The sequence below is a fragment of the Planosporangium flavigriseum genome (assembly GCF_011947225.1).
Taxonomy (GTDB): Bacteria; Actinomycetota; Actinomycetes; order Mycobacteriales; family Micromonosporaceae; genus Planosporangium; species Planosporangium flavigriseum.
Window position 1 is genome coordinate 243,591 of sequence record NZ_JAATVW010000004.1, and the last position, 13,244, is coordinate 256,834.

The window sequence follows — 13,244 nt, forward strand, 5'->3', positions numbered from 1 at the left end:
ACGTTAAGCGTCGGAGGTACCGATGGCAACTCGGGGGATCGAAACTTGGACGTCGTGTCGCTCACTGATCACGATGGGTGACCATTGTCGCCGACCGGCTCGGGACCGCGTACCCTCGGGCGCATGCGTACGCAGCGCCAGATCGTGGACTACTCGCTTCGGCGACGCTCCCTGCTGCGTGAGCTCGACTCCGGGCGGGTAGGCAGCCATGAGGTCTGCGACGCCTCGCCTTACCTCAAGAGTGCCGCGAAGTTCCACGGCGAGCCGACCGAGGACCGTTGTCCCGTCTGCCGCCGCGAGAACCTCACCCACGTCCACTACATCTACGGCGACGAGCTCAAGCAGTCCGCCGGGCAGGCCCGCCGCAAGGCTGAGCTGCCGGTCCTGGCGATGACGTTCAGTGAGTTCCAGGTGTACGTCGTCGAGGTGTGCCGCGGGTGCGGCTGGAACCACCTCGTCGAGCAGTACCTGCTCGGCCGCGACGGGATCGAGGCGCCGGCCGAAGCCGCCGACGCGGTGGGTGCCAGTGCGCCGACGCGTGCGGGTGGACGTGGACGCCACCGGCATTTATCCGGGGGCGGCGAGTGAAGCGAGCTCGCCACGCCGACCGCTGGCACCGTCTGCCGCGTCGGAGCGAAGCTCGGATCACAGGTCGGATAAATCAAACTCTATCTATTCTTGTCGCCGAAGAGGCTGACTCCTCCCCGGATGTGCGCCTGACGCCGTCCATACGGGAGCGTGTCGTTTCCTCAGTAGGTGGGGCAGCTCACGGCATTCTGATGACGGCAGCGATGTCAGCATCACGACCGGCAAGGTGGGACGCATGAACGACGGTGACCCGAACAGCCCCCGGCGGGGGCGGGCGCAGGTTCCGGGCTCGTCCGGCGGTGCTCGTACCGGGGGAGTTTCGAAGGGCGCAGCTGCGAAGGGTGGGGCCAAGGTTCCTCCTGCCGGCCGCGCGTCCGTCGGCGGTGCCGCAGCTGGCCGCGCCTCGGTGGGGCGCGCCGGTGTCGCGGGCTCCGACGCCAAGTCCGGGCGGGCCCGGGTAGCAGGCCAGGGCGGGGCGAGCGCTCGCGCCACCGTCGGCCGCGCGAGCGTGGGCGCCGGGGCGGCGAAGAGTGGCTCCACCCGGCCGCTCGACGTGGATGTGATCGAGAACCGCGGCCCCGCCCAGCGGTCCGCGAAGAGCGGGCAGTCGAAGGGGGCCGCGGCGGCCCGGGCCAAGAAGGCCCGCCGGCGCAACCTGATCCTCAGCGCGTTCGCCCTACTCATCATGATTACCGGTGGCACGGTCGTCGGTGGGGCGTTCTTCTACGACGCCGTCGCGCTCCCGCAGGACCTGCCGCAGCGTGACCAGGCGACAACGATCTTCTACGCCGACAACAAGACCCAGATGGCGAAGATCGGAACCCAGAACCGGACCATCATCCCGTCCGACCAGATCCCGAAGGACGTCAAGAACGCGGTCGTCGCCACCGAGAACAAGGAGTTCTACACCGACCAGGGCATCTCGTACACGGGCATCATGCGCGCGGCGTGGAACAACATGACCGGTGGCGAGCGCCAGGGGGCCTCGACCATCACCCAGCAGTACGCCCGTGAAATCGCCGACCTCAAGGGCATCACGTACTCCCGCAAGCTGCGGGAGGCAGTGCTGGCGATGAAGCTCAACAAGCAGTACACCAAGGACCAGATCCTCACGGCGTACCTGAACAGCGTGTACTTCGGGCGGGAGTCCTACGGCATCGAGGCGGCGGCCGAGGCGTACTTCGGCAAGCACGCCAAGGAGTTGAACGTCGCGGAGGGCATGGCTCTCGCCGCGATGATCAAGAACCCGGCCGGCGGCCCCAACGGCCTGAGCTACTACGACGCCACCGCCAACCAGGCGCCCGCGCTCGACCGGTTCGACAACTACATCAAGCCGAACATGGTCCAGATGAAGTTCATCACCCCGGACCAGGCGGCGACGCTGAAGTACCCGGAGATGAAGAAGTACGACCCGTCGGACCCCGCGTTCCAGGCGCAGTGGGGTCTGGACAAGCCGACGGGCAACGTGATTCACAACGTCATGGACGAGCTCTACCACCTGAAGGACCCGAAGGGGAACCCGATGTTCCCCGACCTCAAGACCGGTGGGTACCGCATCGTCACGACGATCGACCCGGCCATGCAGCAGGCGGCCGAGAAGTACGCCAGCGGCCAGACCAAGGACTCGCCGCTGTACAACCAGCCCAACGCGGTCGCCGCGATGGTGTCGGTCGAGCCGTACAGCGGTCGGGTCAAGGCCTATTACGGCGGTCCCAACGGAGGCGACAAGGACCTGGCCGGCGTGTGGCGCGACCCGGTCCTCACCAAGTGCGGGCAGGATGAGCCGAACTGCGACCTGGATCGACTTCAGGGCTTCGGCCGCCACTTCCCGGCGTCATCGTTCAAGATCTACACGCTGGGCGCGGCGCTGAAGGACGGTATCTCCCTGAACTCGTACTGGGACGGAACCTCGCCCAAGAAGTTCCCGGAGCGGAAGTCCCCCGTGGTGAACGCCGAGGGTAAGACGAGCTGTGCGGGCGGCGACAAGAGTTGCACCCTGCTGGAGGCGACCGCGGAGTCGCTCAACGTCCCCTTCTACTCGCTGACCAGCAAGATCGGTTCCGACAAGGTCCTCGACTTCGCCAAGCAGGCGGGGATCCGGTACATCTGGAACCTGGACGGCGCCGAAGCGGTCCGCTACGACCTGAGCAAGGACACCCCGAAGTTCAGCCCCGAACTCGGCATCGGCCAGTACGCCGTCACGGTGCTCGACCACGCCAACGGCGTAGCGACCATGGCCGCACGCGGGGCCCGTGCTCCTGTGCACTTCGTCGAGAAGGTGTTCAAGGGTGCGGACGCGGTCTACTCGGAGACGTTCAAGCCCACCCAGATCTCCGGCTTCAAGCAGGAGATGGCCGACGACGCGTCGTTCGCGCTGCAGAAGGTTCTCGAGCGGGGTACGGGCAAGGGGCTCCAGCTCACCGGGCGGCAGGCCGCGGCCAAGACCGGTACCTGGCAGGCCGCGACGTCGAGCACGGACACCAAGAACAACGGGAACTCCAACGCCTGGATGGTCGGCTACGTCGCCCCGGACCTCAGTAAGAAACCGCAGTTCTACGGGCTCGCAACGGCCGTGTGGGTGGGTGCGAAGGAGGGCGACAGCGCCGTCGTAAAGATCAACGGCGGGAACCTGTTCGGCTCCACCGGGCCGGGGCCGATCTGGAAGAAGTACATGGACGTCGCCACGGCGAACATGCCCAAGACGAAGTTCCCCAACCAGAAGAACACCGGCGACGACGGCCGCGGCGACTCCCAGCCGCCGGCTGCGGCTCCGTCCGCCGACCCGAACGGTGCTCAGCCCGGCGGCCTGCCATGCCTCATCCCGGCGCTGTGCCAGCCGGGTCAGCCGGGCGGTCAGCCAACCCAGCCGGGTGGACAGCCCGGCCAGGGCAACGGTCAAGGCAACGGTCAAGGCAACGGCCAGGGCGGCGGTACAGCTGTCCCGGGCGCGCCAGCCACCTTCCCAACCAGGCGGCGCTGAGCTCGCGCAGCGCGAGGGCCCCGAGCGGTACATCCGCCCGGGGCCCTCGCCGTTTTCGGCCCGCACGCCGACCCCACCCGGAGTGCGAACTGGTCCCGGCCCGCCACAAGACCGCCAGGATCGGGCAGGATTCAGACATGAGCACGAACGCGGTGGTGCAGCCCGACCCTCGCCCGTCGGACGAGTCCGAGATCGCGGAGAAGCATGGCCCCGTCGACGAACCGGCCCACTCCGACCCGGTCGTCGGCGGCCTGTCCGAGGCGATCGGGGGTCCCCTCGGTGAGCACGCCGTGCGGCCCCGCTCGCGGTCGGGTGGTGGAAACCGCTTCTGGACGCCCGCACGGATCGTCCTGGCCCTGACGTGCCTCATGCTGTCGCTGCACTGGGTGCAGAAGTCGCCGTGCCGGGACGGCGCGTGGGGCGAGGACCTGCCGCAGTACAAGCACTTCTGCTACACCGACGTGCTCGCGCTGTACTACGGCGAAGGGCTGGCCGAAGGGAAGGTGCCCTACGCCGACCACGCCGTCGAGTACCCCGTGCTCACCGGAGCGTTCATGGGCGTACTCGGGTTACCGGTACACGCGTACGCCGCGAACCACCCCGGACTCAACGAGGCACAACGCTTCTACGACCTCAACGCGCTCGTGCTCGGCGCCCTCGGAGTCGCTACCGTCGCGATGATCCTGGCGCTGCGGCGCCGACGGCCCTGGGACGCGGCCATGTTCGCCCTGTCGCCAGCGCTGTTCGTCTCCGCGACGGTCAACTGGGACCTGCTTGCCGTGGCTCTCAGTTGCTTCTTCCTGTACTTCTGGGCACGGCGTAGACCGGTGCTCGCCGGGTTGATGCTCGGCCTCGCCACGGCCGCCAAGTTCTACCCGCTCCTGCTGGTGGGTGCGCTGTTCGCGCTGGCGCTGCGTACCGCCCGCTGGCGGGAGCTCGTCACCACCGTGAGTACGGCGCTGCTCACGTGGGTCGCTGTCAACGCACCCGTGGCGTTGCTGTACCCCGCGTCATGGCGCGAGTTCTTCCGCCTCAACAGCACGCGCGGCATCGACTGGGGCACCCTCTGGTATATCGGGGAGCATTTCCCGCTCGGCGGAGACCGGTACGGGCTCGCCCCGTTCCAGGCGCTCGACCGCCAACCAGATCACGGCACCCTCAACACGCTTTACCTCATGCTGTTCGTGATCGCCTGCATCGGCATCCTGGTACTCGCCATCGGCGCTCCGCGGCGTCCGCGCCTCGCCCAGTTGGCGTTTCTGATCGTGGCGGCGTTCCTGGTCACCGGCAAGGTGTGGTCGCAGCAGTACGTGCTCTGGCTGCTGCCGCTGGCGATCCTCGCCCGGCCCCGGTGGGGCGCGTTCCTCGCGTGGCAGTTCGCTGAGGTCGCGTACTTCGTGGCGTTCTATGGCGAGTTGATGAACGCCACCGGGCGGGCCGTCTTTCCCGAGTGGGTCTTCGTGCTGGCGTCGATCCTGCGCCTGGTGACGGTCTGCGTGATGATCGGATTCGTGGTGCGCGACATCCTGCGGCCGGAGCGCGATCCGGTGCGCCAGACGTACGCGGACGACCCCGATGGCGGCGAGTTCGACGGTGCCCCGGACGTCTTCGGACGGCGCCGGACAGCGTCGGACAGTCCACCGGCGCCGGCGACCGCCTGAGAGATCCGTACCGCTACGGGTTGAGCGTGTAGATCACCAGGTTGCCGCGCTCTTCCCGAGTGATGCCGAGGGTGTCGATGTCGGCGGCGTCATGCATCGGGTCGGCGGCCCGGTCGCGGAGGACCACCACCGTGCGTACGCCTGCGGCCCGCAGTTGGTCGATGCTCTCCGGGGCGGGGAACTTGTCCCCCGCGGCGCGAAGTTCGGCCTGGCGCGGCGGCTCGTACCCGCTCAGCCCGTTGACCATCGTCGGGAAGCCGGCGGTGCTCCACAGCATGTACAGCTCGTCGGCGTTCGCGGTGGGGCTCGGGTGACTGGCTAGCGCCAGCACCGAGCTGGGCACCTTGTACGGCAGCACCAGCAGCGGCCCCCGTAGCTGGGCGAAGCCGGCGGGCGGGGCCGGCACCACCGGGTGCGGCATCTTGTTGACGCCCTCGGCCACGACGAGCGCCAGCGGCACGAGGGCGGCGATGCGCAGCAGCGCCTCGGGCCGACCGGGAACCCGGGTGCCGCGTGCCTCGACCCCGCGCCGGGCGAATCCGGTGAGGCAGCCGGCCGCGAGGATGCCGAGTAGCAGGGTGGTCCAGAGGATCAGCCGGCCTGGCGTACGCACGGCGTTGAAGCCCGGCAGATGGTAGAGCGCCACGTAACCGGCCTGGCCGCGGAGTGGTCCGTTGGTGCCGAGCGCGCAGATCAGCGTGACCGCCACTCCCGCCGCGAGCAGGATGCGGGCACGCACCGACCAGGCCGAGACGACCAGGCCGGCCAGTGCCAGTCCGATCAGTGTGAAGCCGGGTAGTAGCGCCATTTCCGGCGCGAAGGGCAGGCTCTCGCGGACGCCCGCGTGCGGCGATCCCCAGAGCAGCGACTCCGGCGGGGCGATGAGGAAGCCGCGCAGGGGCGGGGAGAAGGCCTTGACGTCCGCGATGGTGCGCTGCACCTGTGGGTAGGTGCGCAGGAGCTGAAGGTAGGGGTACGTCATGAGGCCCGTGACGGCCAGGAACACGGCGCCGCCGATCAGGTTGAAGATCACGGCGCGGCGCGGCAGCCGCCAGCGGCGCAGCAGCCAGGCGAGCGCGCCGACGAGGACGCAGCCGGCCAGCACGTATCCGAAGGCGATGCCGATCCCGAAGCCGAGCGTGATCTGCCAGGCGGCCACCAACCAGCCGGCGATGATCCAGCGTGGACGGACCCGGTCGCGCCGGTAGCCGTCCCGCAGGGAGAGGCCGTGGCCCCGCGCCAGCATCGCCAGGGCGAGCACGATGCCGCCGCTGGACATGATGTGCAGATGGCCGGCCTGGCCGTAGCGCCACGGTGCGTACGCGAAGGCCACCCCGGCCACCGTCGCGCCGACCCGGTTGGCGCCGAACTGGCGGACCAACGCGTACGCACCGACCGACGCGAGCGCGAACGCGAAGACGAACAGCACGTTGTACCGGATGATCGCGGCTACCCAGCCGGTGCCGATCAGGCTGGCTGGCAGGTACCCGAGCAGGGAGTCGCTGAACGCCAGGCTGTACCGGTTGGGAAAGAACGCGTTGGTGTGCCACAACTGGGTCGGGTCGTGGCTGACGGCATGGCCCGACCAGGACAGGATCCAGGCCACCAGCGAAGGATCGCCGAGATCCTCGGGCAGCGTGTCCCCCGCCCGCAGTGCCGCGGGCCAGGTCATGGCCACCGACAGCAGGACGCTCAGGAAGCTGACGACGCTCCATTCGTGGCGCAGCACCGCGCCCGCCTGACCGGCCCAGCGCCGGGCCCGGCCAGGCGGCCGAAGCGGTTGCGGCGCGAAGGTCTCCCACGGGTCGGTGGAGATGCCGCTGTCCACAGTGGCCGACGCTGCGGTCCTGTCGGAAGCGGCCGGTGCCGCGTCCTGCTCCGGCGCCACCGCGGCGTCCCCGTCCCCCACGCTCGCCTCCGGCCGCTCGGCCTGCGCCGAACCCCCTTGGTCACGATCGCCGTTCATAGCCGCCTCAAGTCCGAGCCGTCCGCGAGTCAGAGCCGTTCGCGCAGCAATGCGATGTCTGCGGCCTGTCCCTCCACGCCGCCGGGGGTCTCCACGACGGCCGGGCAACCGGCCGCACGGATCACCGCGACGAGCAGATCAGGGTCGATCGTGCCCTGTCCGAGGTTCGTGTGTCTGTCCCGTCCCGAGTTGAACGTGTCCCGAGAGTCGTTGGCGTGGATGAGGTCGATCCGTCCGGTGATCGCCTTGACCCGCTCGACGATGCCCAACAGTTCCTCGCCGCCGGCGTAGGCGTGGCAGGTGTCCAGGCAGAATCCGACCTCGTACGCCCCGATCGCATCCCACAGGCGAGCGAGAGCGTCGAAGCGGCGGGCACACGCGTTGTCGCCGCCGGCGGTGTTCTCGATGAGGATTCGCGTGGCGAATCCGCCGGACTCCGCCGCGTACGCGAAGGTCTTGCGCCAGTTGTCGAAGCCTTTCGCGATGTCGTCGCCCTTGTTGACGTGACCGCCGTGCACGATGAGCCCCCGTGCTCCGAGGTCGGCAGCGACGCTGGCGTGGGCCATCAGGAGCTTGCGGCTGGGGATCCGGATGCGGTTGTTGAGCGTCGCCACGTTGATGACGTATGGCGCGTGGATGAACACGTCGACGTCGCTGTCGCGCAGGTCGGCCGCGTCCGGGCGAGTCTCGGGTGAGGCCCAACCCTGCGGGTCTGAAAGGAAGAACTGGACGACGTCAGCTGACCTCGCGGCGGCGCCGGCGAGCGGGTCGGCTGAGTCGAGGTGTGCCCCGATACGCATGCGGCGAGCCTACGACGCCCCAGTGACATCGCCGCGTGCGTCACCGCCGCAGCGGACTCGTCGTTAGAACGGGCGAGCAGACCGAGATCCGCGCGGCATCGGCTTCCGGTGCGCCCGAAGATGTGGATGGCGAAGTTGTCTGGACACCGAAGGACCGCGGGCGTGGCGACCGTGCTCGCTGCGGCGGCGCTTGTTGCCGGTCCGCTCCTTCACTCGCCAGCCGCGTACGCCGAGAACGGCGGCAAGGAGCGCCGCAACGGCAGCCAGGTGGACGGGCAGACGGTCAGCTTCACCGGCGGAAGCGTACTCAGCATGCTCCTGTGCCGGTCGGAGCCGAGTGAGCGCCGGTTGACGGTTCCCGCGCAGTCACGGGTCATGTTCGTCAACAGGCTGGGTCAGAAGGCGACGCTGCGCGTCAACGGCAAGGCGCTGGTCGAGGTGGGACCGAACCAGGCAGCGCCGCTGCTGTTCCACTACGGGCCGGTCTCGGTCTCGATGACCTTCGCCTGCGGGACCAATGTTGTCGAGCAGTTCTCCGCGACGTCGATCTCGGTCACGCCAGCGCGACAGCCGGAGACGCCCCGCATCGCCGCCCCCCAGCCGGCGGTGAGCCCGACGCCCTCGGCCACGCCCAGCGCGCAGGTGAAGGCCGGTACCAGCCGCTCGGGTCGAGGCGTGCTGTCGCCGGCCCAGCCCAGCACCGGTGCCCTCGCAACCGTCACCGCTGATTCGCCCACGGCCACCCGTTCGCGCGCCGGTGCTGTGCCGTCCACCGCAGCCTCCTCGTCCGGTGTCCCGTTGGCGGCGGGGCTGTCGGCCGCCGGCGGTGGCGACGACTCCGGCAAGGGCGGTGGCAACGCGGTCGTCGTCGAGCCGTTGGTGCTGATGTCCGGTACGCCGAGGGACACGTTGTCGGGGGTACTGGCCCTGGTTGCCGCCGTTTGCGTCATATGCGTGACGATCGCAGTGATGAGGGCTATCATCACAAAAAGAACAAACCAAACGTATTACGCGTAAGGCTCATATAGCTCCGCGGGGCGCCTGTCCCTCTTGCTGGTGTGGTCGTTCCTCCCCAGGTCCCACCCTAGGAATCCGGACGAGGGGCCCCGCGGTTTTCTCCCGGAGATCGGTCGGCCTGTGCCGGCCGATCTCCGTTTGGTAGCGGCCCTGTTCCATGCCTCGTGGACCGAGCCGCTATCCTTGACCGGTTCACCGGCCCTCAGCGCCGGTGAACAGACGCACGACCTCCTGCCACGGAAGGACCGTGGCCGCCAGACCAGAGGAGGTGAGCAGTCTTGCGTCATTACGAAGTCATGGTGATCCTCGACGGCAGTCTCGAGGAGCGCACCGTCGCCCCGTCGCTCGACACGTATCTCAACGTGATCCGGACTTCGGGTGGCTCGGTGGAGAAGCTCGACGTGTGGGGCCGCCGGCGCCTCGCGTACGAGATCAACAAGAAGACCGAGGGCATCTACGCCGTCATCGACCTGCAGGCGAACCCGCAGGCGGTGGCCGAGCTGGACCGTCAGCTGCGACTCAACGAGTCCGTGCTGCGCACCAAGGTGATTCGGCCGGAAGTCCGCTAGGACCTTTTCCGGCAAGCCCGATCCCGCTCCGGGTCAAACTGTCACACCTTGGTGACAGGGTGAGCCCGAACAGCCGAATGCGCGCGAGGAGCGACCCATGGCAGGAGAAACGATCATTACGGTCGTCGGCAATCTGACCGATGACCCCGAGCTCCGCTTCACCCCGTCGGGTGCGGCGGTGGCCAAGTTCCGTGTCGCGTCGACCCCGCGCACTCTTGACCGGGCGACCGGCGAGTGGAAGGACGGCGAGCCGCTCTTCCTGGCGTGCAACATCTGGCGTCAGGCGGCGGAGAACGTGGCCGAGTCGCTGCAGCGCGGCGCCCGGGTGATCGTCACCGGCCGACTGCGCCAGCGGTCGTACGAGACGCGCGAGGGCGAGAAGCGCACAGTCATGGAGCTGGAGGTCGACGAGATCGGCCCCTCGCTGCGGTACGCCACGGCGAAGGTGCAGAAGATGTCGCGCAGCTCCGGCGGTGGCGGCTTCGGCGCCTCCAGCGGTGGTAGTGGTGGTGGCAACCGGGGAGGCGGCGGTGGTTACGCCGACGACCCGTGGGCCAGTGCCACGCCGGCCGGTGGTGACGGCGGCGGATCGGGCTCCTCCTTCGACGAAGAGCCCCCGTTCTAATGGCATTTGGAGCACGAAAGATGGCGAAGGCTGCGGCACTGCGCAAGCCCAAGAAGAAGGTGAATCCTCTCGACAAGGAGAGCATCACCTACATCGACTACAAGGACACTGCGCTGCTGCGCAAGTTCATCTCCGACCGCGGCAAGATCCGCGCTCGGCGGGTGACCGGCGTAAGCGCTCAGCAGCAGCGGCAGATCGCCCGCGCGGTCAAGAACGCCCGCGAAATGGCGCTCCTGCCGTACACCACCACGACCCGCTGAGAGGAGGGCCGACGTGAAGATCATCCTTACCCAGGAGGTGTCGGGCCTCGGCACTCCCGGCGACATCGTGGAGGTCAAGGGCGGCTACGGCCGCAACTACCTGATCCCCCAGGGCTACGCGATCCCGTGGACCCGTGGCGCGGAGAAGCAGATCGACGTGATCAAGCGGGCCCGGGCGGCCCGCGAGGTCCGCGACCTCGACCACGCCAACGAGATCAGGTCCAGCCTGGAGAACCTGTCCGTCCAGCTGCCGGTACGCGCCGGCCAGGGCGGCCGGCTCTACGGCTCGGTCACGCCGGCCGAGGTCACGGCGGCTGTCAAGCGCGCCGGCGGCCCCGACCTGGACAAGCGCCGGCTCGAGCTGCCCGGCCAGATCAAGTCCACCGGTGACTACAAGGTGCAGATCCGTCTGCACCCCGAGGTTGCGGCGGCATTCACGCTGCGCGTGGTGGCCGAGAAGTAGGCCCTGCGACAACGCGGAAACGGGCGGTGCGTACCTACGCACCGCCCGTTTTCCATGCCTGATCATGTGCTGTTGAGGACCGTGAACAGGACGGTCGCCACCCCGCCGCCCACGACCGCCGCGGCGAAGCCGACCGTCGCCGGTCGCCAGAACGGCGTCGCCAACCGGATCAGCAGCGCAACGAGGACGCTGAGGACGATCGCGACGCCGACCTGAGGCAGGTGCGCGGCGAACGTGGCGAACGCCGCGTCACGCGGAGTGGGGCAGGGCCCGCCGTTCGCGTCCACGCAGTCGGCCCGCGCGGCGCCGCCCAGGAACATCGCCCACAACAGGAAGGCACCGATCGGCAGGCCGAACCACGCGACCGTGGCGGCGCCGGCGCCGGCGTAGCCGTACGCGACCTCCTCGACGTCGTCGTCATCGTCCGGGGCGGTCATGCGGCGGCCGACCCGCACCAACTCACCGCGCCCGGCGGAGGCCCGGGGCGTGATCACATTGTCGACGGCGGTCCGCGGACCGGCATAGGCCGGCGCCCGTCGGACGACGGCCCGCGTCGGCCGCTGCTCGTCATCGTCGTACCCGTCCGGAGCAGGCCGGCCGGCCCGTGACCCACTCGTGCTGCGCCGTCCGGCCCGGTAGCGTGGCGCGTCGTCGTCATAGCGCGGATACCGGGAACGCTGGCGCGGTTCCTCGTCGGAGCGGTCGCGGGCCGGATCAGCGAAGCGGTCGGCGTCGACCGCGCGGCGGCTCCCGGCCCGCCACTCGCCGCTGTCGTCACCGCGACGGTCGGAGGTGACGCTGTGCCGGCCGGAGTCGTACAGCGCCTCGTGATCGAGAATCCGGTCGCGAGCCGCCTCGAGTAGGTCCTTCGGGATCTCACCGGTGTCTTCGTAACGGCGCACGGTGAAGTTGGGTTGCTCGCCCGTGTCGTCGGTGCTCGGTATCCATCGGCCCCGACTGCGGCTCCAGGAGCCGGCCTCTGGCGTGATGCCGGTGCGCCACCCGCCGGTGTCGCCACCCTGGGCGCCGACGTCCTTAAGCTCCTGCGGTACCCGCCAGGAGCCGGTGGTTGCCGTGTCCCCGGTGCGCCAGGTGCCGGTCTCGGTGGGCCACGCCTCCAGACCGGCCGGCTCCGCCGGGCGGGCATAGGCCGCCGTACTGGACTCGTTGGACCCGATGGCGCGCGGGCCGACCGTACGGATGTCACTCGGGTCGACCTCGATGGTTTCCCGGCTGCGCCACGTCTGCGTGCTCTCGCTGCGCCAGGTCTCGAACTCGGTCGTCTGCCGCGCCCGCCAGGAGCCCGTATGGGATTCGTCGCGGTAGTGCCGCGAACGTGGCTCCGACGCCCTCCAGTCACGCGGTGAACTCGCCTCGGAGTTGCTCGCCCGGCCAAGGGAGTCGTCCTCGTAGCCGGCGGGGAGTCCGCGCGGCCCGGCGTCATCATCGAGGATGCCGAGCAGCCCGGGCTGTTCGTCCTGGACCCGCCGAGCCAACTCCTCCACCGCGCGCCGAGCCGACTCCTCCAGAGCGCGTCGCGAGCGGCGGGGATTCTCCTCGACGCCACGTCCGGAGCGGCGCGGCTCATCGGCGGGTCGCGACCGACTGTCATAGCCGCCACGGGATGTGATGCCGTAGGACCGCGAGGGCTCGCTGTCGTAAGAGGTGCTGGAGGTGCTCCACGGCCGGGAGTCCGCTTCCGCCCCGAACTCGTCGTCGGAGTAGCGCCGGCTGGCTGGGTAACCGTCGTCGCGCTGGTCCTCGACCGGCGCGATCGTCGCCCAACCCGCCGCGTCCGACCGGGTGCGCGCCGCGGGACCGTCGGCCTGCCGACCGCCTCGATCCCGCCGCCCCGTCAACGGGGTCGGCCGATCGATCGTGGCGTCACCGAACTCGGCCGCGCTTGACCAGTTGGCCAGCGGCGGTCGGCGGTCTCGCCGTTCGCGTGACCTGTCGCCCTTGTCCCGGTAGCCCACAGCCCGAGAGTCACCCTTCCGTGACGTTTTGCTAGTCCCCGTCCAACGGATCCACCTTTACCAATCAGCTCGTCAGCGACGATACCTGCTGCGCTCCGGCGTGTCGTGGCCGAGTTTCTTTCATCCACAGGGTGTTGATTCGATTACCGCAGGCCAGCCGCTATGTGGGGGTGTCGTCCCCAGCGTTTTCCCCACCCTCTGCACAGCCGTACCCACTGATGAAAGCCACTCGTCCACAGGTTGTCCCGACGCTTGTCCACTGTCCGAATTGTCGTAGAGCCCCTTTCCTCTCTACGGTGGGCGCTCAGCATCCCGGAAACTGTCGTACCCCCGCGGTTT

General features: G+C 69.1%; 11 protein-coding genes. 8 read left to right on the plus strand and 3 right to left on the minus strand.

Annotated elements, in window-relative coordinates; genetic code table 11:
- Positions 1 to 123 precede the first annotated feature (123 nt).
- The 3 genes from HC028_RS08220 to HC028_RS08230 all read left to right on the plus strand — a co-directional run bounded on the left by HC028_RS08220 (position 124) and on the right by HC028_RS08230 (position 5,229).
- Entirely contained in the window at positions 124 to 588 is a 465-nt protein-coding gene (locus tag HC028_RS08220) for a DUF5318 family protein (RefSeq protein WP_168074786.1), read from the plus strand.
- 235 nt (positions 589 to 823) lie between these two features.
- The gene (locus HC028_RS08225; protein WP_168074788.1) at positions 824 to 3,568 is read left to right on the plus strand and encodes a transglycosylase domain-containing protein; all 2,745 of its coding nucleotides are present in this window, start codon (positions 824 to 826) and stop codon (positions 3,566 to 3,568) included.
- A gap of 137 nt (positions 3,569 to 3,705) precedes the next feature.
- Positions 3,706 to 5,229, plus strand: coding sequence for a glycosyltransferase family 87 protein (locus tag HC028_RS08230; protein ID WP_168074799.1), 1,524 nt, complete (start codon positions 3,706 to 3,708; stop codon positions 5,227 to 5,229).
- 13 nt (positions 5,230 to 5,242) lie between these two features.
- Here HC028_RS08230 and HC028_RS08235 read toward each other — a convergent pair whose 3' ends face one another.
- Entirely contained in the window at positions 5,243 to 7,195 is a 1,953-nt protein-coding gene (locus HC028_RS08235) for a hypothetical protein (RefSeq protein ID WP_168074801.1), read from the minus strand.
- 29 nt (positions 7,196 to 7,224) lie between these two features.
- Positions 7,225 to 7,995, minus strand: a complete 771-nt coding sequence (locus HC028_RS08240) for a deoxyribonuclease IV (RefSeq protein ID WP_168074803.1) — start codon at positions 7,993 to 7,995, stop codon at positions 7,225 to 7,227.
- A gap of 162 nt (positions 7,996 to 8,157) precedes the next feature.
- On the opposite strand from HC028_RS08240, the gene HC028_RS08245 reads away from it, so the two are divergent.
- From HC028_RS08245 to rplI, 5 genes are all read left to right on the plus strand, one after another.
- Positions 8,158 to 9,012, plus strand: coding sequence for a hypothetical protein (locus HC028_RS08245; RefSeq protein WP_168074805.1), 855 nt, complete (start codon positions 8,158 to 8,160; stop codon positions 9,010 to 9,012).
- 278 nt (positions 9,013 to 9,290) lie between these two features.
- The gene (rpsF, locus tag HC028_RS08250) at positions 9,291 to 9,581 is read left to right on the plus strand and encodes a 30S ribosomal protein S6 (protein ID WP_168074807.1); all 291 of its coding nucleotides are present in this window, start codon (positions 9,291 to 9,293) and stop codon (positions 9,579 to 9,581) included.
- Positions 9,582 to 9,678: 97 nt separating this feature from the next.
- A complete protein-coding gene (locus HC028_RS08255) occupies positions 9,679 to 10,206 on the plus strand; it encodes a single-stranded DNA-binding protein (RefSeq protein WP_168074809.1) in 528 nt (175 codons plus the stop codon).
- Between the two features lie 20 nt (positions 10,207 to 10,226).
- Entirely contained in the window at positions 10,227 to 10,466 is a 240-nt protein-coding gene (gene rpsR, locus HC028_RS08260; RefSeq protein WP_168074811.1) for a 30S ribosomal protein S18, read from the plus strand.
- Between the two features lie 13 nt (positions 10,467 to 10,479).
- Positions 10,480 to 10,929 carry a 50S ribosomal protein L9 gene (rplI, locus tag HC028_RS08265; protein WP_168074813.1) on the plus strand — a complete coding sequence of 150 codons (450 nt, stop codon included), beginning with the start codon at positions 10,480 to 10,482 and terminating at the stop codon, positions 10,927 to 10,929.
- Positions 10,930 to 10,991: 62 nt separating this feature from the next.
- Here rplI and HC028_RS08270 read toward each other — a convergent pair whose 3' ends face one another.
- Positions 10,992 to 12,905, minus strand: a complete 1,914-nt coding sequence (locus tag HC028_RS08270) for a hypothetical protein (protein ID WP_168074815.1) — start codon at positions 12,903 to 12,905, stop codon at positions 10,992 to 10,994.
- Positions 12,906 to 13,244: the final 339 nt, after the last annotated feature.